The organism is Brevibacillus reuszeri, from assembly GCF_002897295.1.
Lineage (GTDB): Bacteria > Bacillota > Bacilli > Brevibacillales > Brevibacillaceae > Brevibacillus > Brevibacillus reuszeri_A.
In genome coordinates this window covers 120,719-145,669 of sequence record NZ_BEXF01000002.1, presented here as the reverse complement: position 1 = coordinate 145,669, position 24,951 = coordinate 120,719, and the positions used below count along the sequence as shown (strand labels likewise).

General features: G+C 48.9%; 26 protein-coding genes. 18 read left to right on the top strand and 8 right to left on the bottom strand.

Annotated elements, in window-relative coordinates; all coding sequences use genetic code 11:
* The first annotated feature begins 252 nt into the window (after window positions 1–252).
* From C3B52_RS03825 to C3B52_RS03800, 6 genes are all read left to right on the top strand, one after another.
* On the top strand, window positions 253–1,695 hold the full coding sequence (locus C3B52_RS03825; RefSeq protein WP_103104777.1) for a PTS mannitol transporter subunit IICB: 1,443 nt from the start codon (window positions 253–255) through the stop codon (window positions 1,693–1,695).
* A 62-nt stretch (window positions 1,696–1,757) separates the two neighbouring features.
* Window positions 1,758–3,863 carry a BglG family transcription antiterminator gene (locus C3B52_RS03820; protein WP_103104776.1) on the top strand — a complete coding sequence of 702 codons (2,106 nt, stop codon included), beginning with the start codon at window positions 1,758–1,760 and terminating at the stop codon, window positions 3,861–3,863.
* Window positions 3,863–4,297 carry a PTS sugar transporter subunit IIA gene (locus tag C3B52_RS03815; protein WP_103104775.1) on the top strand — a complete coding sequence of 145 codons (435 nt, stop codon included), beginning with the start codon at window positions 3,863–3,865 and terminating at the stop codon, window positions 4,295–4,297. Before C3B52_RS03820 ends, C3B52_RS03815 begins: the two co-directional genes overlap by 1 nt.
* Window positions 4,298–4,303: 6 nt before the next feature.
* Window positions 4,304–5,464, top strand: a complete 1,161-nt coding sequence (locus C3B52_RS03810) for a mannitol-1-phosphate 5-dehydrogenase (protein ID WP_103104774.1) — start codon at window positions 4,304–4,306, stop codon at window positions 5,462–5,464.
* A gap of 18 nt (window positions 5,465–5,482) precedes the next feature.
* Entirely contained in the window at window positions 5,483–7,210 is a 1,728-nt protein-coding gene (gene ptsP / locus C3B52_RS03805) for a phosphoenolpyruvate--protein phosphotransferase (RefSeq protein WP_103105058.1), read from the top strand.
* 14 nt (window positions 7,211–7,224) lie between these two features.
* Window positions 7,225–7,482, top strand: a complete 258-nt coding sequence (locus C3B52_RS03800) for an HPr family phosphocarrier protein (protein ID WP_103104773.1) — start codon at window positions 7,225–7,227, stop codon at window positions 7,480–7,482.
* 118 nt (window positions 7,483–7,600) lie between these two features.
* On the opposite strand, the gene C3B52_RS03795 is transcribed toward C3B52_RS03800, so the two are convergent.
* Both C3B52_RS03795 and C3B52_RS03790 read right to left on the bottom strand, forming a co-directional pair.
* A complete protein-coding gene (locus C3B52_RS03795) occupies window positions 7,601–9,268 on the bottom strand; it encodes a sulfatase-like hydrolase/transferase (protein WP_103104772.1) in 1,668 nt (555 codons plus the stop codon).
* Window positions 9,269–9,373: 105 nt separating this feature from the next.
* Window positions 9,374–10,441, bottom strand: a complete 1,068-nt coding sequence (locus tag C3B52_RS03790) for a YeiH family protein (protein ID WP_103104771.1) — start codon at window positions 10,439–10,441, stop codon at window positions 9,374–9,376.
* Between the two features lie 128 nt (window positions 10,442–10,569).
* Here C3B52_RS03790 and C3B52_RS03785 point away from each other — a divergent pair, with 128 nt between their 5' ends.
* Window positions 10,570–11,466, top strand: a complete 897-nt coding sequence (locus C3B52_RS03785) for a LysR family transcriptional regulator (protein ID WP_103104770.1) — start codon at window positions 10,570–10,572, stop codon at window positions 11,464–11,466.
* A gap of 64 nt (window positions 11,467–11,530) precedes the next feature.
* On the opposite strand, the gene C3B52_RS03780 is transcribed toward C3B52_RS03785, so the two are convergent.
* The 5 genes from C3B52_RS03780 to C3B52_RS03760 all read right to left on the bottom strand — a co-directional run bounded on the left by C3B52_RS03780 (window position 11,531) and on the right by C3B52_RS03760 (window position 16,315).
* Window positions 11,531–12,661 (bottom strand): stalk domain-containing protein, encoded by a 1,131-nt coding sequence (locus tag C3B52_RS03780; protein ID WP_164684690.1) that lies wholly within the window; start codon window positions 12,659–12,661, stop codon window positions 11,531–11,533.
* 78 nt (window positions 12,662–12,739) lie between these two features.
* Window positions 12,740–13,492 (bottom strand): anti-sigma factor, encoded by a 753-nt coding sequence (locus tag C3B52_RS03775; RefSeq protein WP_103104768.1) that lies wholly within the window; start codon window positions 13,490–13,492, stop codon window positions 12,740–12,742.
* A 3-nt stretch (window positions 13,493–13,495) separates the two neighbouring features.
* Window positions 13,496–14,062 (bottom strand): RNA polymerase sigma factor, encoded by a 567-nt coding sequence (locus C3B52_RS03770; protein WP_103104767.1) that lies wholly within the window; start codon window positions 14,060–14,062, stop codon window positions 13,496–13,498.
* Between the two features lie 83 nt (window positions 14,063–14,145).
* Window positions 14,146–15,687: a sensor histidine kinase gene (locus C3B52_RS03765; protein WP_235615594.1), complete on the bottom strand. Its 1,542-nt coding sequence runs from the start codon at window positions 15,685–15,687 to the stop codon at window positions 14,146–14,148.
* Entirely contained in the window at window positions 15,638–16,315 is a 678-nt protein-coding gene (locus C3B52_RS03760; protein ID WP_103104765.1) for a response regulator transcription factor, read from the bottom strand. Before C3B52_RS03760 ends, C3B52_RS03765 begins: the two co-directional genes overlap by 50 nt.
* A gap of 289 nt (window positions 16,316–16,604) precedes the next feature.
* Between C3B52_RS03760 and C3B52_RS03755 the strand changes: the two genes are divergently transcribed.
* On the top strand, window positions 16,605–17,042 hold the full coding sequence (locus tag C3B52_RS03755) for a MarR family winged helix-turn-helix transcriptional regulator (RefSeq protein WP_103104764.1): 438 nt from the start codon (window positions 16,605–16,607) through the stop codon (window positions 17,040–17,042).
* Window positions 17,043–17,048: 6 nt separating this feature from the next.
* Window positions 17,049–17,807: an SDR family NAD(P)-dependent oxidoreductase gene (locus tag C3B52_RS03750; RefSeq protein WP_103104763.1), complete on the top strand. Its 759-nt coding sequence runs from the start codon at window positions 17,049–17,051 to the stop codon at window positions 17,805–17,807.
* A 118-nt stretch (window positions 17,808–17,925) separates the two neighbouring features.
* Here C3B52_RS03750 and C3B52_RS03745 read toward each other — a convergent pair whose 3' ends face one another.
* Window positions 17,926–18,615 (bottom strand): hypothetical protein, encoded by a 690-nt coding sequence (locus C3B52_RS03745; protein ID WP_103104762.1) that lies wholly within the window; start codon window positions 18,613–18,615, stop codon window positions 17,926–17,928.
* A 573-nt stretch (window positions 18,616–19,188) separates the two neighbouring features.
* On the opposite strand from C3B52_RS03745, the gene eutL reads away from it, so the two are divergent.
* The 9 genes from eutL to C3B52_RS03700 all read left to right on the top strand — a co-directional run bounded on the left by eutL (window position 19,189) and on the right by C3B52_RS03700 (window position 24,935).
* On the top strand, window positions 19,189–19,839 hold the full coding sequence (gene eutL / locus C3B52_RS03740; protein WP_103104761.1) for an ethanolamine utilization microcompartment protein EutL: 651 nt from the start codon (window positions 19,189–19,191) through the stop codon (window positions 19,837–19,839).
* A gap of 35 nt (window positions 19,840–19,874) precedes the next feature.
* On the top strand, window positions 19,875–20,366 hold the full coding sequence (locus C3B52_RS38015) for a BMC domain-containing protein (protein WP_103104760.1): 492 nt from the start codon (window positions 19,875–19,877) through the stop codon (window positions 20,364–20,366).
* A complete protein-coding gene (locus C3B52_RS03730; RefSeq protein WP_103104759.1) occupies window positions 20,366–21,859 on the top strand; it encodes an acetaldehyde dehydrogenase (acetylating) in 1,494 nt (497 codons plus the stop codon). Before C3B52_RS38015 ends, C3B52_RS03730 begins: the two co-directional genes overlap by 1 nt.
* 95 nt (window positions 21,860–21,954) lie before the next feature.
* Window positions 21,955–22,242, top strand: a complete 288-nt coding sequence (eutM, locus tag C3B52_RS03725) for an ethanolamine utilization microcompartment protein EutM (RefSeq protein ID WP_005827515.1) — start codon at window positions 21,955–21,957, stop codon at window positions 22,240–22,242.
* Window positions 22,243–22,248: 6 nt separating this feature from the next.
* Window positions 22,249–23,025, top strand: coding sequence for a phosphate propanoyltransferase (gene pduL / locus C3B52_RS03720; RefSeq protein ID WP_049740729.1), 777 nt, complete (start codon window positions 22,249–22,251; stop codon window positions 23,023–23,025).
* A 15-nt stretch (window positions 23,026–23,040) separates the two neighbouring features.
* Window positions 23,041–23,859, top strand: a complete 819-nt coding sequence (locus C3B52_RS03715; RefSeq protein WP_103104758.1) for a hypothetical protein — start codon at window positions 23,041–23,043, stop codon at window positions 23,857–23,859.
* A gap of 4 nt (window positions 23,860–23,863) precedes the next feature.
* Window positions 23,864–24,151, top strand: a complete 288-nt coding sequence (locus tag C3B52_RS03710; protein ID WP_049740731.1) for a EutN/CcmL family microcompartment protein — start codon at window positions 23,864–23,866, stop codon at window positions 24,149–24,151.
* Between the two features lie 2 nt (window positions 24,152–24,153).
* The gene (eutS, locus tag C3B52_RS03705) at window positions 24,154–24,495 is read left to right on the top strand and encodes an ethanolamine utilization microcompartment protein EutS (RefSeq protein WP_049740732.1); all 342 of its coding nucleotides are present in this window, start codon (window positions 24,154–24,156) and stop codon (window positions 24,493–24,495) included.
* Window positions 24,492–24,935, top strand: a complete 444-nt coding sequence (locus C3B52_RS03700) for a EutP/PduV family microcompartment system protein (RefSeq protein ID WP_103104757.1) — start codon at window positions 24,492–24,494, stop codon at window positions 24,933–24,935. The genes eutS and C3B52_RS03700 overlap by 4 nt, the downstream gene beginning before the upstream one ends.
* Window positions 24,936–24,951: the final 16 nt, after the last annotated feature.

Here is a 24,951-nt window from a genome sequence, read left to right as displayed (position 1 = left end):
AAGCGCATCGGTCTTTTTTTGTGCAGACTGGCATAATGCCATCGTGACTGTGGTGGTGCTTGGACAACCTACATATGACAAGGGGGAGCAGGCATATTCCTACCCATTATTAAGTTTTGGCAACAGTGAAACCGACAAAAGCGCCTTTTGATTTTGTTGTGACAAGTATGTAAACGCTTTATATTTGAGGCATGAACTACTTCTATTGAATCATGTCAACATATGATCATTTTGTAAAAGGAGGGTCAACGTATGGAGAGCGTAGCTACAAAGGACCAGGCCTCGGGAGGACTCAGGGTCGCGGTACAAAAGTTTGGTCGTTTCTTAAGTGCGATGGTTATGCCGAACATTGGGGCATTCATCGCGTGGGGATTGATTACTGCCCTGTTCATTCCAACAGGCTGGCTGCCAAACGAGGATCTGGCTAAGCTGGTTGGACCGATGATTACGTATCTATTGCCGCTCCTGATTGGCTATACCGGCGGGAAAATGGTTCATGATGTGCGAGGCGGTGTCGTTGGTGCCGTTGCCACGATGGGGGTAGTCGTTGGCGCCGATATTCCGATGTTTTTGGGTGCAATGATTATGGGACCGCTTGGCGGTTGGGTCATCAAAAAAGTAGACCAAATGTTGGAAGGGAGAATACCTTCTGGTTTTGAGATGCTGATAAACAACTTTTCAGCAGGAATTTTCGGAGCTTTGCTCGCGATGATTGCATTCGGTGCGATTGGTCCGGTAGTGGTTGGGTTAAGTAAAGCGCTTGCGGCTGGAGTACAGGTGATTGTCAATGCAGGACTCTTGCCACTCGCGAGCATACTCGTTGAGCCGGCCAAGATTTTGTTTTTAAATAATGCGATCAATCATGGCATTTTAAGCCCGATTGGTCTCGATGAAGCTTCTAAGGTTGGTCAATCCATTTTCTTTTTGCTTGAGACAAATCCTGGACCTGGATTGGGAATCCTATTGGCATACTGGCTGGCAGGCAAGGGCAATGCGAAGCAATCTGCTCCAGGCGCTGTAATTATCCACTTCTTTGGCGGAATCCACGAGATTTATTTCCCGTACATCCTGATGAATCCGCGCCTGATTTTGGCGGTAATCGGGGGCGGAATGGCTGGTGTATTCACCTTCTCTTTACTGGGCGCGGGCTTGGTAGCGCCACCTTCGCCAGGCAGTATTTTTGCCTTGAGCGCGATGGCACCACGCGGGGGATTACTACCTGTACTGGCTGGCGTCGTTGCAGCGACTGTGGTTTCGTTTCTCATTGCCTCTGCATTCCTGAAAATGGGTGGCAAGACTGAGGAAGATGACATCGAGAAAGCTACGGAAAAAATGCAGGAGCTAAAAGGTAAAAAGCAGGAAAAGGTAGAAGAGGAAGAAATTGCGGCAGCTGCAGCTACTGAAGCTGTAATCGCAACAGACGTGAAAAAGGTTGTATTTTCTTGCGATGCTGGGATGGGATCAAGTGCGATGGGTGCCGCATCCTTGCGCAAGAAATTTAAAACAGCGGGCTTGGAGCATATTACGATCATCAATACAGCGATCAACGACATTCCAGATGACGCGGACATTGTCATCACACACAAATCGTTGACCGATCGAGCGCAAGTCAAAGCGCCTGAAGCTGAGCATATTTCAATTGATAACTTCTTGAATAGTCCGGAGTATGACAAGCTGGTCAAACGCCTCGGTTAAAGGGAATCAACGCTAGTGTGAGCTAGCGTTTTCCCTCTTTGTGTTAAGGAGGGGAGCAGAGCATGCAGATATCCTCGCGACAACGATCGATCATTGAAATTTTGATGCAGGAGCAAAAAGGGGCAACAATTGGCTTCATTGCCGAGCACATCGGAGTAAGTCCGCGAACCATACACAGGGAACTCGAGGCAGTAGATGAGCTGCTTTCAGAATACGGAATGAAGCTGGTGCGAAAAGCAGGAGCAGGTGTAGAAATCGTCGGATCAGAGGAGCAGAAGCAGGGCTTGCAAACCTCTGTGTTACATCAGACAACGACAGAGTTCACCGCTCAGGAGCGAAAGGTCATCATTTTATGCTCGCTACTAGAAGCATCGGAGCCAGTCAAGCTCATCTCTCTTGCCATTGATCTGAAAGTGACGACAGCTACCATCAGTCATGACCTGGATGATTTGGAGGTCATGCTTGCCCGGTATGAGCTATCCCTTTTGCGCAAAAGAGGCTACGGCGTGGAGCTGCTCGGCACGGAGTCTTCCAAGCGAAGGGTGATCAGCCGATTGATCTCTGAGCATTTGGACGACCATGAAATGATCGGGGTTATCAAAGAAAACATACAGAACAAGGCCCTGCGAAATATTGACTCGATCTCGGAGCGCCTGCTTGGTCTGATTGACCGGGAAAAGCTGATCAAAGTAGAAAATGCGTTAAACAACCTGGAGGACGATCTCTCCTACCATTTGGCTGACAGTGCCTATATCGGTCTGGTTACCCACTTAGCGCTGGCTGTCGAGCGGGTGGAAAAGGGAGAGAATATCCATTTTGACGAAAAAACGTTGAGTGAGTTAATCAACACGTCAGAGTATCAGGCTGCGCAACGTATCATGGAGCGGCTCCAGCTGATCTTTCAGATGGAGATTCCCGCTGCGGAAGTTGGTTATATAACGATGCATTTGCGTGGAGCCAAGCTGCGTCATTCCCAGGATGACTCCTTTTGGCCGGAAAATACAGAGCTGATGGCAACTACCTACCGTCTGATTCAGCTATGTGAAGAGAGCCTGGGGGTACCGCTGAAAGAGGATTCGTCCCTGTTTCATGGACTGCTTACTCATCTGGAGCCAGCACTGTACAGACTGAAGCGCAAGATGGAGATTCGCAATCCGATCCTGGACCAAATCAAAAGCAACTATCAAGAGCTGTTTTTGGTAGTAAAAGACGCTGTGGCGGCATTATTCCCGCAATTCGACGTTCCTGACGAGGAGGTTGGTTATCTCGTCATGCATCTCGGAGCGGCGCTTGAGCGAACGCGTCAGGAGCAGCAGCGTTACCGGGCACTCGTAGTTTGCTCGAGTGGAATCGGCTCGTCCAAGATATTAGCTACGCGTATCAAAAAGGAAATTCCCGAGATCGTCAGCCTACAAAATTTGTCCATGTTCGATCTGGGGGACATCCCGGAAAGTGAGTACGATCTGATCATCTCGACCATTCCATTGCCGCTTTCGCCGATGGATTATGTAGTCGTCAGCCCGCTCTTGCCGCAGGATGATATCCAGAAAATCAAATTTCATCTCCATAGCACCACCGGGGAGAAGCCATCTGCACCCAGAGCAATGAGCGTCGTCACAAGCGGGAAAAAGTCGATTGAGCAGCTCAGGGAGATGCAAAACTACTCTCGCTACGCAAGTGAGATCGTAGAGGGCCTGCGGGTGCGGGAATGGGATAACCATGGGCTCGATTTGCGTAGCCTTTTGCAACAAATGAGTCAGGAATTAAAAGAGAGCCAAACGATCAAAGAAGCAGCTCCCGTCATGCAGCAGCTGCTGGATCGGGAAAAGCTCGGCGGATTGGGTATTCCCGGTACATCAATGGCATTATTTCACGGGAGAAATGACAACGTAATAAAAGTGTCCTTTACCATTCACAGGCTGCAGAAACCGCTTCTGCTCCGGTCTATGGATGAAGAAGACATGTCCATATATTGGTTACTAGCGATGATAGGCCCGAGGGACTTACCACAAGAGGGTCTGGAAGTGTTAAGTGAGATCAGCTCACTACTCATTGAAGAAGAGATGCAGAGTGTTTTGGAGACAGGAGAAACACAGCAAATTGCTGATTATATAGCAGATAAATTGTATGCGTTTTGCCAGAAAAAGATAGGATGGGAGAGAACATAATGAAAAACATACTGACAGCTGAGAAAATCATGTTGAATGCAAAGGTAGCAAGCAAAGAAGAGGCAATCCGCCTGGCTGGTAATCTGCTCGTGCAGGCTGGTCATGTAACGGCAGCATATGTGGAGAAAATGCAAGAACGTGAACAGCTTGCTACAACCTATATCGGCAGTGGGGTTGCGATTCCCCACGGCACGAACGAATCGAAGCAGGAGATCCAATCTACAGGGATTTCGATTGTCCAGGTTCCTGAAGGGGTTGATTTCGGAGAAGGAAATACCGCTTACTTGCTCGTGGGTATTGCGGCCGTTGGAGACGAGCATTTGGAGGTGCTCTCCAATATCGCGATCATTTGCTCCGAGGAGGAAAACGTCAAGCGGGTAGTGCAAGCGACGTCGGCTGATGAGATTATCGCCCTGTTCTCTGAGGAGGTGTAATCACTCATGCTAGCTGTCCATTTTGGAGCCGGAAATATAGGCCGGGGATTTATCGGTCAATTGCTGCATCAGGCGGGGTACGAGGTAGTGTTTGTCGACGTTAATACGGCTTTGGTTGATGAGCTGAACGAGCGAAAAGCGTATCGCGTGCAGCTTGCTACTGCAGGAAAACCTGAGTCGGTAGTAGAAAACGTCAGTGCGCTCCATGGTGCAGATGTGGATGCTGTTGCCCAGGCAATCGCTGACGCGGATCTCGTTACGACTGCAGTAGGTCCGAACATTCTCCCTCATATCGCGAGTGCGTTCGCAGCAGGTATTTCGAAAAGGCTTTCCACCTCAAAGCGACCATTGAATGTCATTGCCTGCGAGAATATGATCGGGGGCAGTGCAGCACTGAAGGAGCATGTTTACGGCTTTTTACCAGAGGCCGATCGGATGTTGGCAGCAGAGAAAATCGGTTTTCCCAATGCCGCTGTAGACAGGATCGTACCTTTGCAGCAGCACGATGACAAACTGTTGGTTATGGTGGAGCCGTTTTTTGAATGGGCGGTGGATCAATCTCAGGTTGTCGGGGAAAAGCCGCAAGTAGAAGGACTCACATATGTCGATGACCTGGCGCCGTATATTGAACGAAAGCTGTTCACCGCAAATACCGGGCATGCGGTCATTGCTTATTTGGGCTATCAAATGGGATATGCAACGATCGATGCAGCGATCCAAAATGCTGAGATTAGTAAAGCTACACGAGGAGCATTGAGCGAGACGAGTGCCTTGCTAGTGATCAAGCACGGCTTTGACGAGCAAGAGCATCGGCGCTACGTAGAAAAAATACTGGAGCGCTTTACGAATCCAATGCTGTCTGACGAGGTTACTCGCGTGGGACGCTCACCGATTCGCAAGCTTTCTGCGCAAGATCGTCTGGTCGGTCCAGCGCTGCAATGTATCGAGCATGGAATTACTCCCGATTATTTAGGCTTGGCTATTGCAGCCGCACTTTTGTTCGACTTTCCGGAAGATGCAGAAGCGGTGCGTATACAAGCAGACAAAAATGAGTTTGGCTGGGAATATACATTACACAATTGTACAGGTATTCCGACGGGTCATTCGTTAGAACAAGTGGTACGTAGGCAGGCTCGTTTGTTACAGGAATGGACTAGTACACTTTGAGGAGAGGTGAGTGTGGAAATGTCGCAAAAAATCATTGGGGTAAAGGCTTCTGGTGGAATTGCAATCGGCAAGGCATTTTTGATGGCGGCTCCTGATTTTCAGATCAAAATGGTTGCCATAGAAGACACAGCGAGTGAGATCAAGCGTTTTGAAGCGGCTTTAGAGAGTGCCAAGCTTGATTTACAAGGCATTGTTACTCGTGTGGAACAAGAAATGGGCGATGATCATGCTGATATTTTCAAGGCTCATCTCCTCGTTCTCGAAGACCCAGAGCTGGTCGATACAGTAAAAGAGAAGATCGAGCAGGAAAAGGTCAACGCCGAGAGTGCCGTAAGCGACGTTGCTCAAGTCTTTATTGGTCTGTTCGAACAGATGGATGATGAATACATGCGCGAGCGAGCAGCGGATATCCGCGATGTGACGAAGCGTATCGTGTCACATTTGCTCGGTATATCATTCGCTGGTCCAGGCGAGCTGACGGAAGAAGTCATCGTAGTAGCGGAGGACCTGACCCCATCGGATACAGCACAGCTGGATCGCCGATTTGTCAAAGGCTTCGTAACGGATATCGGGGGACGGACCTCCCATTCCGCTATCATGGCACGATCACTGGAAATTCCGGCAGTAGTGGGTACCCGTGTCATCACAGATGTGGTTAAGACTTCTACTACGATCATTTTAGACGGGTACGAAGGAATCGTTATTATTGATCCAAGTCCGGAAGAATTGGCAAACTATGAACGCAAGCAGGCTGAATATGTAGGACGTAGGGCAGAGCTGGCAAAGCTGGTGCATGAGAAGACGTTGACAACAGACCAGCATCACGTGGAGCTCGCAGCCAATATTGGCAGTCCTGACGATTTGCCGGGTGTACTGGCAAATGGCGCAGAAGGAGTAGGGCTTTTTCGCACCGAATTTCTCTATATGGGACGCGAGGATTTCCCAACGGAAGAAGAACAGTTTCTTGCCTATAAACAAGTACTGGAGCAGATGGGGGAAAAGCCTGTCGTTATTCGTACGTTGGATATTGGCGGTGACAAGCAGCTTTCCTATTTGCCTATGCCAGAGGAGCTGAATCCGTTTCTCGGTTTCCGGGCGATCCGTTTGTGTTTGGATAACCAGGAGCTATTCCGTACTCAGCTACGTGCTCTTCTGCGTGCCAGTATCTATGGCAACCTGAAAATCATGTTCCCCATGATTGCTACTTTGGAGGAATTCCGACAGGTGAAGCAAATCTTGGAGGAAGAGAAAAAAGGCTTGCTAGAAAAAGGTATCGCTGTATCTGATCGCTACGAAGCGGGTATTATGATTGAGATCCCTGCTGCAGCGATGATGGCCGATCAGCTGGCTCGAGAAGTAGACTTTTTTAGCATCGGCACCAATGACCTGATTCAATATACAATGGCTGCGGACCGTATGAATGAGCGCGTCGCCTATCTCTATCAGCCGTACCATCCTGCTGTTTTGCGCTTGATCCACAATGTCATCAAGGCTGCCCATGCTAATGGCAAATGGGTGGGGATGTGTGGCGAAATGGCGGGCGATTCGATAGCGATACCGATCCTGCTTGGCTTTGGTCTCGATGAGTTCAGTATGAGTGCCGGCAGTATTTTGCCAGCACGCCAGCAGATCAGTCGCCTCAGTCTGGAGGAAGTATCGCAGCATAAGGAAGCCATCTTATCCATGAGCACGTCTGAGCAGGTAGAAGCATTCGTAAAGAAAGTGCTTAATCAAAATGACATCTGAGGAGGTACAGCACAATGGTGGAGAAGAAAATTGTCGTTCAGCTATCGCATGGTCTGCATGCACGACCTGCGGCTACTTTTGTAAAGGTGGCAACGTCGTTTTCAAGTGAAATCAAAATCGTGAAAAAAGAAAAGACCGTCAATGGAAAGAGCATTATGGGCATCATGTCCTCTGCAATTGCAAAAGGCGATGAAATTACATTGATCGCAGATGGAGCAGACGAGCAGGAAGCAATTAACGCATTGGAAAAGGTGCTTCTGGAGCAAGAGTAAACAAGGAGTTTTCCACTTCGCTGTGGATATTTCCGGGTATAAATAGAAAGGCAGCTATCTTCGATTCCGGAGGTGGTTGCCTTTTTGAGTTTATCCACATTTCACGTTGGGAGAAAAGCTACCTGGGGGTGAGCCGCTTTTGTTCTCGTTGCTCCTGAAGCAGTGCCGCCATCTGCAGTCGAATGCGTTCTGAGTGGGGATTGGCGTACACAGGAGAAGCCAGATTGTACGCCTCCAGAGGGTCAGATGTCAGGTTGTATAATTCATATTCATCCGGTATTGCCATGTTATTTGTGGATAAATGGTCATTGTCAGAGGCGGAGTACCGGGAATATTTCCACAAGCTTTCTTTATCCTCGTGATGGAGGCGAGCGATGACCGTTTCTATGCGATTGGGAGGAGTGACAGCGTGGTACGGCTGGAAAAATACGCTGACCTGATGCTGTCCCTTGGTCACGTTGTCCTCGGTCATGAAGTAGAGACTCTCTGGATATGTAGGACATGTAGCATCTTCCCCGAGGATGAGGGGGGTAAGATCGCGCCCGACGAGATGCCGTGCCTCACTATGCGTTTGCTTGAGAAGCTGGGTGATAGCGGGAGTATTTGCTCCAATCAGGCTGAGCAATGTGGGGAGAATATCTACATGGCTTGTCAGCTGATCTGTATAAAATGGCTGTGGAAAAAGAATTGGGTTGTGGATAATAAACGGAACGTGGATGCTTTCCTCGTACGCACAATAAAACTTTTGATGGAGATTGCCATGTGCACCGAGTAGCTCACCGTGATCGGAAGTAAAAATGATGATCGTTTCGTTGTAAAAGGAGGATTGGGAAATCGCCTCCAGTACATGCATTACCTCTTGGTCAGCGTTTTTCTGAAGCTGAAAGTATAGGCGACGATAAAATTCGTTGTTGCTGATCGGCTGAAAAGCCTGCGGGAAAACATCGCGATAGCTTGCTTGGCAGCGAGGCTTCGTGACTAGTGATTCATCATGAGTAGGAGGCGGAGGAACGTCAGGAACAGAATCATCAACGTGAAAGCGAAAAAAAGGTAGATGAGCAGTTAGGTCACCGTAGAGGACGATGTCATGTGGATTGACGAAGGATGCGACAATTAGCCACGGCTGGTACGATTCGTGCTCGTCTTTTTCCTGTTCTAGCTGTCGGATTAATTCAACTACCTCAGTACGGTAAACCACATCTCGGCCGTTCACCCCGATCGCAGCAGATGACCCGGAATTATGAGGAGCTCTCCCGTGCGGCTCCGGCCCGATCCAGCCGGAAAAGCCGTACCCGTCCAATCGATCAGCGAGCAAATACAAGCGCTCTTTTTCCGGGTCGGGCACTCCGGTCCCAGGCGTGTAGCTTCGAACGGGAATATGGGTTCCGGGTATCCAAATATCAGGGTCGGAAAAATGCCATTTGCCTTTGTAAAATGTGCGATAGCCGGCTGCCCGGAAGTATTCACCCATGGTTGGTACCGTATTTCTGTCCAACCAGAACATATCGCTGTCTGCCGACCTTTTGGCTGCGCCTGTAGTTTGGGAAACGCCGTGTAAGGAAGGGTACTGTCCCGTAAATAATGTCGCTCTGCTGGGTGAACAGGCGGTAGCTCCCACGTAGTGACGTGTGAATTCAAGTCCATGCCTGCGTAAAAAGGAATGGGCGTGGAGAGCTTCCTGTTTCCATGCCGTGATCGCGGGTTCCTCATAAACAGGTGGATAACGTTCTTCATCCACCATGATAAACAAAATATTAGGTCGCCTGTAAAATGGTTTTCTCAACATGTGGATGCCCCCATGAAAAGATAATCACACCCTTATCAACATATGGGGATAACCTTTGTCCTTATCCATTAGAAAATCTCAGGTTATCCCCAAGTCCAATAGTGATTAAATCAATACATACGACAAGATGGAGAGCAGAACTGACGTGATCGACATGGCAATCAAGGGACGTGCCGCTTTTGAGCGCAGTGCACGTAAATTAACATTTAGCCCAAGTCCAACCATGGCCATCGTCAAAACGAAAGTCGTTACGTTGGCTACGCCTGTGTTGAATGCTTCAGAAACAGGAATCTGTTTGCCGAGTACATAGCTGCCGAACAGACTCATGGCTAGAAAGCCAATCAAGAACCAAGGAAACTCGATTTTGGTGCCGCTTTGAATTTTGCCGGTTCGTTTCATCCAAAACATCAAGATAAAACAGAGCGGGACTAGCAGCAGAACGCGACCTAATTTTGCTAAAAGCCCGATTGCCAGGCCATCCTGCCCAGCAGGTGCAGCCGCCAGAGCGACATGGGCGATCTCATGCAGACTAATCCCCGACCACATGCCGTAATCTACTGCAGACATAGGCAAAAACGGGCGCAGTACTGTATAGCCGACAGCAAACACCGTTCCGACCAAAGCGATGATGCCTACGCCGATTGCGGTATCTTCATCCTTTGCTTGAATAATAGGGGAAACGGCGGCGATGGCTGCTGCCCCGCATACTCCTGTCCCTACTCCCAGCATGAGGGAGAGGGATGGCTCTGCCTTCAGCCATTTCGCTATCAGCATGGTGAGAGCGATAGCGAAAACAATCACGCCTACGTCATAGACGAGCAGACCGAGACCTTGGTGAAGCACGACGTCAATATTTAGTTTAAGACCGTACAAAATGATGGCAAGACGCAATAAACGTTTGGCAGAGAACTGAATGCCTGGTCGCAATGCCTCGGGATATCCCCAAAATTGCCGATAGGCGACCGCAATCAGGATCGCACAAGCCAAAGGACCGACCCGATCAAAGCCAGGAACATGTGACAGACCATACCCGAGCAGGGCGATTACAAAAGTAAAGGCGACGCCGCCGATCCATAACGGCAGGGAGGACGCTTTGCTTCCTTGGGGCTTTCCAGGCAGTGCAGCTGCACTGCTGTTGTTCAATGGCACGCTGTCTTTCAGCTGTGTAGCCATTGCAATCACTCCTTGAAAAGATTTACAACCTCAGAATAAAACAACTGTTATAATAAGAAAAATAAATCATTACGATAATCACGATAAGTAATAACTTATAATAGATAAAAAGAGCGAGGTGATGCAGCGTGGATCAACAGCTACTCGTTTTTGTAACAGTGGCAGACAGGCAAAACTTTTCGCGAGCAGCCGAAGAACTGCATATGACCCAGCCTGCTGTCAGCCAGTACATACTCTCCTTGGAGCGCTCGGTGGGAACGAAGCTTTTGGAGCGCAGCAACAAGTATGTTCGACTGAATAAGGCAGGGGAAATCGTATACCATCACGCGCGCGAGATTCTCGGGTTGTACACGCGTATGCAAAGTCTTGTGGACGATTTGATGAATACGCCAAGTGGTCATTTGACCATTGGTGCCAGCTACACCTACGGCGAATACGTGCTGCCCCATGTCATTGCGCGCATGCAGGAGTATTATCCGATGATCACTCCGACGATAACGATCCACAATTCCACTGTGATCACCGAGCTGGTAGCGAATCGGCAATTGGATGTAGGAATTGTAGAGGGAGAGCTTGTACACGAAAAAATGTGCATCGAGCCGTTTGCTGATGATCGCATGTACCTGATTGTTTCGCCAGCCCACCCTTTGGCTAAAAAAGAAGAGGTCAGTGTCACTGAACTGCTGGATGAAACATGGATTGTTCGAGAAGAAGGGTCAGGTACGAGAGAAGCCGCAGAAAAAATGTTTCGCATGCTGCAGATTCAACCAAAAAAACGGATGGAATTCGGGAGTACCCAGGTCATTAAGGAATCTGTGGAGGCTGGGCTTGGCATCAGTCTGCTGTCATATTGGGCAATCCGCAAAGAACGCAAGCTGGGTACTCTTTGCACGCTGAAGGTGGCAGGAACACCAGTGACGCGAGATTTTTCTTTGGTGACCAAAACAAATGAGTTTCATACAAAAGCATTAGACATTTTTATGGATCTCATACGCACTCATTTGCCAGAAGGAGCATATACATAAAGCAAGGAAGCAGCACGTGTGATTGCACGTGTTGCTTCCCCTTTTTTGAACGTTTATAACAGACTTATTTCACAGTGATAGTTCCTGTCATGAAGGTATGCGGTTTGCAGTAGATGGAATACACGCCTGATTTAGAAAAGGTCATGGTGTAAGTTGCATTTTGTTTGATGGGACCGCTGTCAAATGAGCCGTCTGTCGCAGTGACTGTATGGACTACATCATCGAGATTGGTAAAGGTCACTGTTGACCCTTTTTCTACAGTGATCGAGCCAGGGGAAAAGGAAAATGATTGAATGTTTACCTGATAGCTTTTAGCAGCAGGAGCAGGAGCCATCGATGCAGGAGCCGTTGGAGCCGTAGCACCTGGTGATGGAGCTGTAGCCGTTTCCTTTACCGGACTGTGGGATGTCATTTCATGGGCTGATTTTGTAGCTGTTTTAAAATGGATCACTTGCTTTACTTCAGGTGAAATAGGCTTGTGGTCATTGCCAACCAGCTGTACGGTCAATGTGTGAGACCCAGGAGGGACGTTATCAAAGACGGCAGGCTCACCATTGATCATTTTATAAGCGAGCTTGGGATCTGATGAATCGGTATCGAGCCAAACATGGATGTGTCCCTGTCCCGCCATAGTTTGCACATGTTGGCGGAAATCTGCTAGCTGATGGTGGAAAGCGGTGACGGCTACTTTTACCTGGTCGGAGTATAAGATGTCCCCATTTGCAGGGGAAATAATGTGGAACGAGGGCGTTTGAGGAGAAGTCAGAGAAATCGAGTTGGAGGCTTTGTCAAATGCTACCTCCATCCCGAGCTGATCTGCAAGAAAACGGACTGGCACATAAGGCACATCATGAATAATCGAAGCGGGTGTGTCTGCTGTAATAGAAACACCGTTGATCTTGACTGCTTGACTATTTACCGTAAAAAGATACGTATTCGAATCTTTTTTAATGGTGATCGTTTTTGCTGCTTGATCATAAGCAGCACTGGCTCCGACAGCTTTGGCGATGTCGCTTGCTGGAACCAGCGCATGGCTATTCGATATGAACAATGTTCCGTTTCCAAGGAGTGCTTTTCCGTCTACCTTGATAGTCATCGCAGCATAAGGCACAAGTGTAGCCGCGCTTGCCCAGCCAATTCCAAGAGCGCCTGTCAGCAGTATGCTTGAAAGTAAGAGGATGACCGATTTTTTCATCATAAATCCCTCCAAGTCTCTTCTAAATGATTTCGACTTAGGTAACGCTGAGGAGGGGAGAGCGGTTTGCGGCTTTGCCTATGTGCCCAACACTTTTTTTCCGCGAGGCTGGCTTCCGGTTTCATCCGGTTCGAGTGTGATGCCTATTGCTTCAAACGGTAGAGAGGGATCGTTCATTTCGTAGGCGAGTACGCCCGTCCCTTGACTGTCTACACGAAAGACACCCGCACTGTGCCTTTTGCCATCGCGAATCAACCAGACCTGATATGCTTCTGTTCCTTTCGTGGCAGCAAGCCCCTGGAGATGAAAAACGAGTATTCTTTTCTCGCCCTGGTCATACATCCAGGCATTTCCCTTAGATGAAGCAGTGGCGTTTACAGTCGCTTGCAGGGAATACGACTGTACCACCTGGGCAGGTTGTGCGGATTCCCTTGAGGCGAGCAATTGTTGACGTAGCGACAGGTTATTCCAGATCACTCCGACTAAAGCGAGCGCAAAGCCCACTACGACAAATCGCTGGGAAACAGGTCTCCATTTGGCTGTAATGGTGTCCACACGTTGCTTCCAGGTTTTATGGGTCTTTTCATTTGGTGCAAAAATCGCAGTCATTACTTGATCCTTCAGATCAGCAGGCACATCCACGTTTTGTGGCTGATACGGTATTTGGTAAGGTATCATTTCCCATGCCTCCCGCAATTCAATCACTTCTTGTCGGCAAAGCGGACAAGTCGCAATATGCTCCTCAAGGATGTGCTTCTGAGTATCTGTGCATTCCCCAATTGCATACGAAATCAGATCGTCTGAAAAAGAACAGCGGTTACGGTTATCCACGTTTTACCCCTCCATCTCTGGTATCAGGTGGTGCCGCAAGATTTTCAACGTTTGGTGCAGGCGGCTCTTGATAGTGCCGAGCGGTTCATTCCGCATCTGAGCAATTTCACTAAGCGAATAGCCCTCCCAATACAGAGACTGAATCAATTCAATCTGGCTTTGAGAGAGGTATTTGTATGCCTGCTCCATCTGTTCGCGTATCAGCTTGCGGGAGAGGACGTCGGCTGGATTGTTGGCCGGATGGTCCGGGATATGCTCCCATTTGTCGGGGGAGACGGGAACGAAACGCTGATTCCGCTTTTCACGGCGAAGATGGTCAATCGTAATGTTTCGGGTAATCGTAATTAGCCAGTTTACAAACTGCCCCTTTTCAGCGCTGTAGCCCGACTCCGATGTCCACAGACGAGTAAATACTGCCTGAACAATGCTTCTGGCATGCTGCTCGTCTTGTGTGCTTTTCAAAGCAAAAGAGTAGACTAGCTTAATGTAGCGGTCATATAGTTCCTCTAGCGCTGGACGGTGTTTTTGCATGACGAGTTGCATTAAGTCCGCGTCACTCCAGTTTTGCATGAGATAGGCACACCTCTTTCTCCCCCTGATCTCTACTTCTTTCTCTAGGAAACGATTGTATTGTGCGAGCGGTTCGATTTTCCCTAAAAGTTTTTAGGTGTGGGTGAGTTTTTAAGAGTGAGGCGAAAAACTGTACCTGCCTCACTGCTTCGGACTAATTCCACATTGCCTTGATGAGCTTTGGCAAGCAGCCTAGAAATCGTCAGTCCCAAACCGAGTCCATGCTTTTTCTTTCGCTTGCTATCCCCGCGATAATACCGCTCGAAAATGAACGGTGCTTCTGATTCCGGGATGCCCCTGCCATTGTCAATAACGTCGATGATGAATGGATCACCCTGTTTTTCCGCAATAATTTGAATTTGTGTCGCTTTGGCGGCAGCGCTGTTTCCAAGCAGATTGAGCAAGATTTGCTTGATATGTGACTCATCTCCTGTCCAGATGAGATCGGTCGGTTGGAGAGAGGCGCTTACTTCAACATCTGCAAAGGAGGGCAGTGTGTTCACCTGTGAAATCAATTGATCGAAAAGTTCCGATACGTTTATTTCCTTGTTTTCCGCGTGAACGGCCCCTGCCTCCATAGAGGAAAAATCAAGCAGGTCATTTACCATCGTTTGCAAGCGTTTGGCTTCATCCATGCTGATTTGCATGAATTCGTCTGCATCAGGTCCGCTTACTACCCCGTCCTTTACTGCCTGTATCATGCCGCGAATTGAAGTGACTGGAGTACGCAGCTCATGTGAAACGCCAGCGAGCATATCCGTGCGCATCCGTTCCAGCTGACCCAGGCGATTAGCCATCTCATCAAAGGATACGATCAACTGACTGATTTCGGACTCCTTGATTCGCGAAGCATCAGGCAAAGCGGGTTCATAGTTGCCAGTAGAAATTTGCTCGGCAGCCAGTGCCAGCTGTCGAAGTGGCTGGGTCAGTGAGCGTGACAAGACATAAACAATACCCCAGCCACACAAGGTAATGATCCCGATGGATACCATGATGGTGATATACGTATGGACGAGATCATTATTAAGCCGAGTGCTCACATAATACGTACCGGCTACTTCATTTTGCAGATAGTATGGTACACCTACACGCAGCCAGGTAGCATCATTTGTAGCGATGACTTCACGAGTTTCCATTTTTTTGTTGGCAGGTGTAATCGGAGTTGGCAGCACAACCTTTGTGGCAGGAGTCACAGCAGTCAAGTTCTTGAGCTGCATGTTTGACAGATTAGAGATTTGAACCACATGATCCATTGGAATATCAGGCATGCCCTTCGCAGCAAGGGCAGCTGTTGTCGTTGGCATCGCTTGAGTCGCTTTGACCAGCGAGATCGAGGGTTGCAGTGTTTCTATTGGAGAAAGTGTGTAAGTTCTTGCAAAAGCTACCTTGGAATACGAATCAGCCAACAGCTGCGTTCTCGCTTCCAATACAGCAAACTGCTGCTCGGTGGCATTTTTATTAATCCAGTAAATGCCGAAAAAGCCAATCCCAAGCAGCATGATCGACAAAATCATCGCATAGCGCCAGGTCCAGTAGCGCAAGAGAGGCACTGGCGACTTGGGCTTAGAGCTTCGTTTAATAAACACGCAGACTGTACCCCATTCCTCTGATTGTAGTGATTTCACCCTCGGTACTTGGCCACTGCTGCAAGCTCTTGCGCAAGCGTTTGACAGCAGTATCCACAGCGCGATCTCCTCCGTCAAAATCCATTCCCCATACCTGGTCCAAAAGCTGATCGCGACTGAAGCACTGGTTGGGGTGACGTGCCAGAAAAGCAAGCAGCTGCCAGTCGCGCGGCATCAACGAAACAGGTTCTTTTCCAAGGAGTACGTTTTGTGCCGAAAAGTCAATCGACAGCATGCCAAGTCTGACAATGTCCGCTTCAGCGAGATAGGAGGAACGGCGCAGTACAGCTTGTACTCTGGCAAGAACCTCTTCGGGATCAAAAGGCTTGGCGATGTAGTCATCCGCACCTTGGGACAAGCCCTGAAGCTTGTCAGGCACCGTGCCGCGGGCCGTTATGATGATCACGGGGCAGCTGTTGTACTGACGAATTTGCTCCAGTATTTCCAGACCGTCGTGGTCAGGGAGCATGAGATCAAGCAAAACCAGATCGGGCTTCCAGGAAAGGAAGGTTTGGAGAGGGTCCAGATTTCCATCATTCCAATTGACTTCATAGCCGGCTCGCTGCAGATATACCTGCATCAGACGAGCAATCGGCATTTCATCTTCAATGATATAAATTCGTTTCACGAGTTTACGACCTCTTTTCTAACCGGTCCATATTGGATTGCTTTTATCATAGCAAGGCAATGGGGTATATGGTCTGCCATCATTTGTTAAGGAGTGCGTCTATCCACCATTTAAACATGGATGTTCTATTGTAGGTGATCTGTGTGTCTGAAATATGGCGAAGCTGTCCGATGTGTGGCTGGTTGACAAGAGTAAGAAGGACGAGTAGACTGTAATTATCTAATAGTTAATACTTTTAACTATTAGTAGTTTTAACTTATTTATAAAAAGAGGTGACGACCCAGCCAAGATGAGAGAGCGGGACGAACTATCCAAATTACTGTCGAGCATGGTCCACAAGTTTATCATTTCGTATGGAAAGATTCTGGACAGCGACATGTCGGGTTCTCAGGTGTACATCCTAGAAATTTTGGCGGAAGATGGTGCAGTCAAAAGCTCGGAGCTCGCTGAGAGATTGTTCATCAGCTTGCCTGCCGTCACGAATCTAGCCAATAAACTAGTGAAAAAAGGATATATTGAACGACAAATACCCGAAACAGATCGACGTGTTACTCTGCTTGCCATAACTCCATTAGGCCAAGAAATTCTCGACATGATTAACAATCGCTATGCGACGTTGACAGATGCGCTATGGACCAATTTTTCCGATGAAGAGCTAAGTGAGCTTCTCCAATCTTATAAAAAGATGGTAGCGAACCTCGAAGAACATCAAAAACATAAGGAGTGACATGACATGACCAATCAACAAGGACAAGTTGCTGTAGTAACAGGTGCTGGAAGCGGAATGGGACGTGCTACAAGCCTGAAGCTGTCTGAGATGGGAATGAAGCTAGTTCTGGTCGACTTCAATCAGCAAACAGGTGAAGAAACATTAGGTATGATCAAGGAAAAAGGCGGAGCCGGTATCTTTGTGCAAGCAAACGTAGCAGAATCCGCAGACGTACAAAACTATGTAAACAAAGCGATGGAAGCTTTCGGGCAGATCGACGTCTTCTTCAACAATGCTGGAGTTATCCAAAAGCCATCCTTGTTGGCTGAGGTACCGGAATCGGAGTATGATCGTATTTTGGCCGTTAACCTAAAGGGTGTATTTCTTGGCTTGAAATATGTGATTCCGGTGATGGTGAAACAAGGTTCGGGCTCCATCATTAACACCGCATCCACAGCTGGACTGAAGAGCGAGCACAGCTTGTCCGTATATTCAGCAAGCAAGCACGCTGTAGTGGGTATTACTAAAGCGGCAGCACTGGAATATGCAAAAACAGGTGTTCGCATCAATGCGGTATGCCCTGGAGGAGTAACAACAAGCCTGGTGGCAGGATTGGAAAAAACGATCAAAGAAACCGGAAACGTGCCAGAAATTCAATTCCCGCGCATCGGACGCATGGCAGAAGCCGATGAAATCGCCAATGTGGTTGCGTTCTTGGCTTCGAGTGGGTCAAGCTACATGACGGGTTCGATTGTAGCGATTGATGGCGGACTTACTTTGTAATTCTACTCACTACCAATAAGCAAAAGGCCTTCGACGAGCTCAGTTCTCTCGTCAAAGGCCTTTTTGCTATTTACACGTAGCCCGAATCGCCTAAGATGCGTTATTTTTTTCTAGTTGCTTATTTCTTTGCTGCAGGAGTTGTAAGTACGGCTTTGGAGATTTTGCCTTCTTTTTCGAGTTGAGCGATCAGTTCTTCAACAGTGATTCCTTTTTCTTTGGCGAGTTGCTCCAGGTCGATAACTGTTGCAAATGGTACGGAGGTTGAGAGTTCGCCTGCCTCACCATTCAGTTCGATTCTTTTCATCATTACTGCTTTAGAAGAGTCGCCCTCAGTATTCTGTGCAGCTTCTGTTGTTGGGAGAGCCTTTGCGAGCTTGCCTTCTTTTTCTAGCTGAGCGATCAGCTCTTCTACAGTGATCCCTTTCTCTTTCGCGATTTCTTCCAAACTAATCACTTTTGTGAGGGAGATGGTCGCATTTCCTTGCTCATCATCGTTTAAATGGAAGATTGCCGTCATAGGTACGCTACTGTCACCATCAGCTGGATCGGTTTTGCCGTCAACCAGAGTTAATCTTTTAACGATTTTTCCTTCTTTTTCAAGCTGAGCAATCAGCTCTTCTACAGTAATGCCTTTTTCCTTTGCCATTTGCTCCAAGCTGATGGCAGGTGCCGCTGTTGTAAGGTTTACCATCTTCATTTGGGTAGCGCCTTCGATTTTGGCAGCAGGTGCTTTTTCAGCTGCGAATGCAGAACCTGCCATTGCGGATACGGCGAGAGCCATTACAGACATTACGATTTTCTTTTTCATGTGAAATTCCTCCTCGGGATTCATCTTTTAGTGTGTTAAGCCAGCTTTCGGGCTTGCCCGTCCCGGCTACACAACAAAGATAATCCGCGCGTGTGTCCGTTAAATGGCTGAATTTAGAAAAAGTGATGGAACGGGATTGAATTCCGTAAACAGACTTGTAGTCAATAAATACAAGCCTGTAAACAGCAGGATGACGTAGGTGAGGATTTGGAATACACTCTGGCTGATCCTTTTAGGACGATCGACACAAGCATCATCCAATGATCCACCTTGAACATCCCTCCATTTATTTTTCGTGAGATTAGTCCATTTTATCGTTGTCGATCAGTTCGGTAAAATCAAAACATGCAGGAATTTGGAAAGTGACAGGTAAGCGAAAACGCTTGCAATTTTCCCGCCATTGTCTTACATTAGAGACACGGATAAGAATACAAAATTTTGTTTTGTTTCTTATTCAACAAGTGAACAAACAAAAGGCAAAGGTGCCATGAACATGAGGATTGTTTCCTGTGTTCTGGACACCTTTTTTTGCGTTTTGAAAAGGGTAGTAGTTGTTTGAAAGGAGTGACACGCATGGAAAAACCAATTCGAGCGACGCCGCTTGCGATCCGGCTGATTCCCAATGTCGATCCTCAATTCGCGGAGAAGCTGAACCTGCCTTCGAATATTCGAAGTCTGGGTCTTTTGACTTCCACGATTGATGATGTGGGATACACGGCGATCGATGAGGCGACGAAAAAGGCAGCAGTAGAAGTTGTTTATGCCAAGTCGTTTTATGCGGGCTCCGGCCACGCTTCTGGTCCGTTATCCGGCGAGTTCATCGGGATGATTGGAGGAGCGACGCCATCGGAGGTACAGAGCGGTCTGGATGCAGCCGTTGCATTCATGGAAAGCGGAGCATGCTTTTACTCTCTAAATGAAGAGGGAACGCATGCGTATTACGCCCATGTCGTGTCGCGGACTGGAAGCTATTTGTCCCAGCTGGCGGGAATTCCAGAAGGGGAGCCGCTCGCTTATTTGATCGCTCCACCATTGGAAGCCATGTACGGAATCGATGCAGCTCTCAAGGCAGCAGACGTACAAATGATGCAGTTTTTTGGACCGCCTACAGAAACCAACTTCGGGGGAGCGCTTTTAACGGGTAGCCAGTCTGCTTGCACAGCAGCGGCAGATGCATTTGCCACTGCAGTTAGAAGTGTCGCCCAACAACCTGTAAAACGATAAAAGGGAATTTCCCTCTATAAGGGGAGGACGTGTAAATGCGCGCTCATGCATACTCACTTGGCATGATTGAAACATTGGGCTTGCCTGCTCTTATCGCTGCCGCAGATGCTGCTGCCAAAGCCGCAGATGTCAAGGTAGCGACTTATGAAGGAGCGGATGGCGGAATCGTCACCGTGTATGTGATCGGTGATGTATCCTCGGTACAAGCGGCTGTCGATGCTGGAGCTGACGCAGCGAGACGTGTTGGACGATTGCTCCACTCTCACGTCATCCCGCGCCCGGATGAAAGTGTACCGAAAATGATTAAGAACCTGTTGAAACCACCCGTACAGGAAGAGGTAAAGCCGGAGCCGGCACAGGCACAACCTGCATCCGCTCTTGCTGAACAATCGATCAACGATCTGCGCAAGCTGGCGCGTTCGTACGCTGATTTCCCTCTTTCCACAAATGAAATCAATACAGCGAAAAAAGAAGATCTCATTCGCCTGCTAGAGGAAAAGCAACAAGGCGGAGGTGAACAAGCCTAATGACACTCGATGCTGATTTATATTCCATTCAGGAAGTGCGCACCTATCTGGCTCAGGCCAAGGAGGCACAAGCAAAGCTCGCTTCCTACACGCAGGAACAAATCGATGCGATCATTGCAGCGATGTCCAAAGCGGGCGTCGAGGCAGCAGAACGACTGGCCGCAATGGCAGTGGAAGAGACAGGCTTCGGTAACATCCCTGATAAACGAATGAAAAATCTGTTTGCTTCTCAGGATGTTTACGCGTGGATCAAAGACCAAAAGACGGTCGGCATCATAGGTAAGGACGAGGAAAACAAAGTATGGGAAGTGGCACAGCCGTTCGGTGTTGTCGCTGGTATCGTACCTTCCACCAACCCTACGTCCACCGTTATTTTCAAATCGATGATTGCCCTCAAGGCACGAAATGCGATCGTTTTCAGTCCTCACCCGTCCGCAGCCAAATGTACGCTGGAAGCAGCGCAGCTGATGGCGAAGGCCGCTGTGCAGGCTGGGGCACCAGAAGGCTTGATCCATTGTGTCAGCAAACCAACGCTCCCAGCTACCAACGAGCTGATCAAGCACAAGCTGACCAACGTCATCCTGGCTACAGGTGGATCGGCAATGGTACGCGCTGCCTATAGCTCTGGTAAACCAGCATATGGCGTGGGACCGGGCAACGTACCGGTATACATTCACCACAGTGCAGATCTGGCAGCAGCTGCTAAACGGATCGTACAGAGCAAAACGTTTGACTACGGTACGATTTGCGCTTCCGAGCAGGCGCTGGTGATTGAAGAAACCATCAAGCACCAAATGATCGCAGCACTGAAGCGAGAAGGAGCCTACTTCCTCGATGAGCATGAAAAAGAGCGCGTAGCCGCTATTATCATGGTCAACGGTTCGCTCAATGCCAAGATTGTAGGTCGCTCCCCGCATGTGATAGCGCAGATGGCTGGCATTTCCATCCCGGCTGATACACGTGTACTGATCGCTGAGGAAAGCTGTGTCGGAAAGGCGTATCCGCTGTCCGTCGAAAAGCTGGCTCCGATCCTTGCCCTGTATACTGTTCAGGATGCGACAGAAGCATTTGCACGTTGCCGCGAGCTATTGGAGCATGGTGGTCTGGGACATACAGCAGGTATCCACGCTACAGACGAAAACGTAATTGCGTCCTATGGCCAAGCGATGCCAGCATCCCGGGTTCCGGTCAACACCGGTACGACCTTCGGAGGAATTGGCGCCACTACTGGCATTCAGCCATCCTTTACACTTGGTTGCGGTTCGTTTGGCGGCAACATAACTTCGGACAACATCGGACCTAAGCATCTGTTCAACATCAAGCGCATTGCGTTTGGCGTAAGAGAGATGCCGGAGTCCAAGCCAGCACAGACACAAGCAACTTCCCCAGCGGAAGAAGCGGTTCTGCAAGCTGTCTCTTCGATGAATGTCGGTCTGAGCCGTGATGAGATCAAAAATATTATCAAATCGGTTTTGACTGAAATGACGTCTTAAAAAACAGTTTAAAAAGACCGCGAAATATGGCGGACTTTTGCATAACAGCATTAACTACTAAAAAAATGTCCATACATTTAAGGAGGAAATGAATCATGGCTGGAGAAATGTCCGCATTGGGAATGGTAGAAACAAAAGGTTTGGTAGGAGCAGTAGAAGCTGCTGACGCAATGGTAAAAGCAGCAAACGTAAAACTGATTGGTAAAGTACACGTAGGTGGCGGTCTCGTCACAGTAATGGTACGCGGTGATGTAGGTGCAGTAAAAGCTTCCACGGACGCAGGTGCCGCTGCTGCCGAAAAAGTAGGCGAACTCGTATCTGTACACGTCATCCCACGCCCTCATGGCGACATTGAACTGATCCTGCCTAAGCTCGAAGGGTAATCCCCGATGGCAGTCATTACAGAAGCATCCCTTAGAGCGATGCACAAAACAGGCATACCAAACCCCTTTCTCCTAGAGAAAGGGGATAAAATAACACCCGCAGCGGCAGATTTCTTGAAAGGAAGAGGGATTGAAGTGAAATCGTTTGAAGAACATCAGCAGCCTTCCACCAATCAAGCTGCCGAGGCAGTACGTGAAATTCCCCTGGGCGTATCCAATCGTCACGTCCATTTGTCACCGGAAGATGTGGAAAAACTGTTTGGAGCAGGACATGAGCTGACGCCTATGCGCGATCTGTCCCAGCCAGGTCAGTTTGCTTGCCAGGAGACCGTTACAATCGTAGGGCCAAAAGGCAGCATCCACGGGGTTCGTATCCTCGGTCCGGCGCGTGGAGCGACACAAGTGGAAATCTCCCGTACAGACGGCTTTGCACTGGGTGTTCATGCACCTGTACGGATGTCTGGAGATATCGAAGGTACACCGGGTCTGGTACTCGTCACGGCAAAAGGCACAGTCATGCTGGACAAAGGCGTCATTGTAGCCAAGCGGCACGTTCATATGTCGCCAGAGGAAGCACAGAGCTTTCAAGTAAATGATGGCGATACGCTGATCCTCGCGACACAGAGCGACCGCCCTATTATCTATCCGGATGTAGTCGTTCGCGTTCATCCGCGATTTGCGCTCGATTTCCATGTGGATTTGGATGAAGGGAATGCCGCTAATTTGAAAACGGGCGACCGGGTAAAAGTGATCGGCAAAAACGGCCAGTTTTACTCCGGCTAACGGAGGTAGAGCTTGATGGACATCAGAGAAATGGTGGCATCTATTACAAAAGAGATTCTGCTATCGATGAATACAGAAAAGAAAAAAGAAGCGCCTCGTGTCCTGTATGTCTTTTGTGACAGCCAGGCTCATGAGGCGTATACCGATCATTTCATCCAGCTGAAAAATCACGGCATCTGCCACGACATCCTCTTCTTGGACGGGGAAACCTCCTCCTGGCTGGGGATGCACAAAATCGAATGTGGCGGAGCAGGCAAGATCATTACTGCTGATGAATACGCTCCTGCTCCACTCGAAGTGCCGAAAGATTATGCCGGTATCGTCATTCCAGAGATTGATCTGGACAATGCAGGGCGTATCGCTGCTGGGCTAAAGGGAACAATCAAAGCGGAGATCGTTTTTGCTGCACTGGTGACAGGCAAATTCGTCATCGCAGGCTCCGATGTTCCGGGCATCAAGCGCGCAGACCGTCGCACGCTGCAAACATTGACGCTGCCACCAGCTTACGAAAAGCTGTTCCAACGTCATGTCGAAGCGATGAAAGAGCTGGGCGTAGAGTTCGCAGAACAAAGACGTCTGGCAGATCGCGTTGTTTCCAAGCTGAAAGCACAGCTGCAAAAGGATGAGACCAAGCCAGAGCAGCCAGCTCTGACCGCTCTCGATGAGGCGGAAGCGGTCTTTTCCGGGAAGCTGTTGACTGCAGACTGGATTAAATCGCAGCCAGAGCTTAAAGATACGATCCTGCACGTGAAAAAAGGAGCGATCGTCTCTCCGCTGGCTTTTGACAGCATGAGAGAACGCGGCATTACCGTCAGCTATTTGGGAAAAGGGTGATCGCATGTTTTTGGGAAAAGTGATCGGCAGCGTGTGGGCTACACAAAAGGAAACAGGTATGGAAAATCTGAAATTGATGGTTGTCCAGCCGATTGACTGGCGTGGTGAGGAAGGCGGACAAACTGTTATCGCAGCAGACCGGATTGGGGCAGGAATTGGCGAGCAGGTTATTGTCTCCCGAGGAACACCTGCCCGTATCCTTTTCACCGGAAATAGCGTTCCAATTGATGCGATCATCGTAGGAATTGTGGATTCGTTTGAGGTGCCGGGAGCTGCAGGAGGAGAGGGATAAAGATGGAACAGGAACGCTCACGAGTCATACAGGAATTTGTTCCGGGCAAACAGGTAACATTGGCTCATGTGATTGCCAACCCTGACCAGATGCTCTACACCAAGCTCGGAATCAAGGAAGCAGGGGCAATCGGAATTTTAACCCTGACCCCAACAGAGACCGCCATTATCGCAGCTGATATCGCGACGAAGGCAGCAGGTGTCGAGCTCGGCTTTCTTGACCGGTTTACAGGATCGCTGATCGTCGTGGGCGATGTGTCCGCGGTGGAGATGGCTGTAGAGGCAGTCAACACGGTCTTGAGTGAAAAACTACGCTTTACTCCGGCTTTGGTGACGAAATCATGACCGGGCGTGTAATGATTATCGGAGCCATCGAAGCAGGCAAGTCTTCTCTGGTCAAGGCACTGTTCAATGACGAACAGCCGGCCAGAAAGACACAGGCTTTGGAATATCGGGATTGGGTCATTGATACTCCAGGAGAGTACAGCGAAAACCCGATGTTTTATCGTACGCTCATGGCGACTTCTCTGGAGGCGGAGCTTATTGTGATGGTGCAGGATGCCACACGCGAGCGCAACTATTTTCCCCCAGGGTTTTCGCAAGGATTTCCCCAACCATGTGTAGGGGTGATTACCAAGATGGATCATCCCGATGCCAATGTAGAGCGGGCAGAAGGATTTTTGCGCCAATCGCTTGGCGACGGGAACATTTTTCGGACTTCCTCTTACACGAGTGAAGGGGTACCGGAATTACGTGCCTATTTACAAGAAATTGTTAATCAATAAACCTCTATCCGCCATG

What these genes read in the sequence shown, in the direction of transcription:
- C3B52_RS03750 (WP_103104763.1), top strand. Translation starts at nt 17,049, where the DNA reads ATGACCAATCAACAAGGACAAGTTGCTGTAGTAACAGGTGCTGGAAGC.
- pduL (WP_049740729.1), top strand. Translation starts at nt 22,249, where the DNA reads ATGGCAGTCATTACAGAAGCATCCCTTAGAGCGATGCACAAAACAGGC.
- C3B52_RS03790 (WP_103104771.1), bottom strand. Translation starts at nt 10,441, where the DNA reads ATGGCTACACAGCTGAAAGACAGCGTGCCATTGAACAACAGCAGTGCA.
- C3B52_RS03745 (WP_103104762.1), bottom strand. Translation starts at nt 18,615, where the DNA reads ATGAAAAAGAAAATCGTAATGTCTGTAATGGCTCTCGCCGTATCCGCA.
- C3B52_RS03730 (WP_103104759.1), top strand. Translation starts at nt 20,366, where the DNA reads ATGACACTCGATGCTGATTTATATTCCATTCAGGAAGTGCGCACCTAT.
- ptsP (WP_103105058.1), top strand. Translation starts at nt 5,483, where the DNA reads ATGTCGCAAAAAATCATTGGGGTAAAGGCTTCTGGTGGAATTGCAATC.
- eutL (WP_103104761.1), top strand. Translation starts at nt 19,189, where the DNA reads ATGGAAAAACCAATTCGAGCGACGCCGCTTGCGATCCGGCTGATTCCC.
- C3B52_RS03780 (WP_164684690.1), bottom strand. Translation starts at nt 12,661, where the DNA reads ATGAAAAAATCGGTCATCCTCTTACTTTCAAGCATACTGCTGACAGGC.
- C3B52_RS03715 (WP_103104758.1), top strand. Translation starts at nt 23,041, where the DNA reads ATGGACATCAGAGAAATGGTGGCATCTATTACAAAAGAGATTCTGCTA.
- C3B52_RS03755 (WP_103104764.1), top strand. Translation starts at nt 16,605, where the DNA reads ATGAGAGAGCGGGACGAACTATCCAAATTACTGTCGAGCATGGTCCAC.
- C3B52_RS03800 (WP_103104773.1), top strand. Translation starts at nt 7,225, where the DNA reads ATGGTGGAGAAGAAAATTGTCGTTCAGCTATCGCATGGTCTGCATGCA.
- C3B52_RS03825 (WP_103104777.1), top strand. Translation starts at nt 253, where the DNA reads ATGGAGAGCGTAGCTACAAAGGACCAGGCCTCGGGAGGACTCAGGGTC.
- C3B52_RS03700 (WP_103104757.1), top strand. Translation starts at nt 24,492, where the DNA reads ATGACCGGGCGTGTAATGATTATCGGAGCCATCGAAGCAGGCAAGTCT.
- C3B52_RS38015 (WP_103104760.1), top strand. Translation starts at nt 19,875, where the DNA reads ATGCGCGCTCATGCATACTCACTTGGCATGATTGAAACATTGGGCTTG.
- C3B52_RS03770 (WP_103104767.1), bottom strand. Translation starts at nt 14,062, where the DNA reads ATGCAAAACTGGAGTGACGCGGACTTAATGCAACTCGTCATGCAAAAA.
- C3B52_RS03810 (WP_103104774.1), top strand. Translation starts at nt 4,304, where the DNA reads ATGCTAGCTGTCCATTTTGGAGCCGGAAATATAGGCCGGGGATTTATC.
- C3B52_RS03820 (WP_103104776.1), top strand. Translation starts at nt 1,758, where the DNA reads ATGCAGATATCCTCGCGACAACGATCGATCATTGAAATTTTGATGCAG.
- C3B52_RS03815 (WP_103104775.1), top strand. Translation starts at nt 3,863, where the DNA reads ATGAAAAACATACTGACAGCTGAGAAAATCATGTTGAATGCAAAGGTA.
- eutM (WP_005827515.1), top strand. Translation starts at nt 21,955, where the DNA reads ATGGCTGGAGAAATGTCCGCATTGGGAATGGTAGAAACAAAAGGTTTG.
- C3B52_RS03710 (WP_049740731.1), top strand. Translation starts at nt 23,864, where the DNA reads ATGTTTTTGGGAAAAGTGATCGGCAGCGTGTGGGCTACACAAAAGGAA.
- eutS (WP_049740732.1), top strand. Translation starts at nt 24,154, where the DNA reads ATGGAACAGGAACGCTCACGAGTCATACAGGAATTTGTTCCGGGCAAA.
- C3B52_RS03795 (WP_103104772.1), bottom strand. Translation starts at nt 9,268, where the DNA reads ATGTTGAGAAAACCATTTTACAGGCGACCTAATATTTTGTTTATCATG.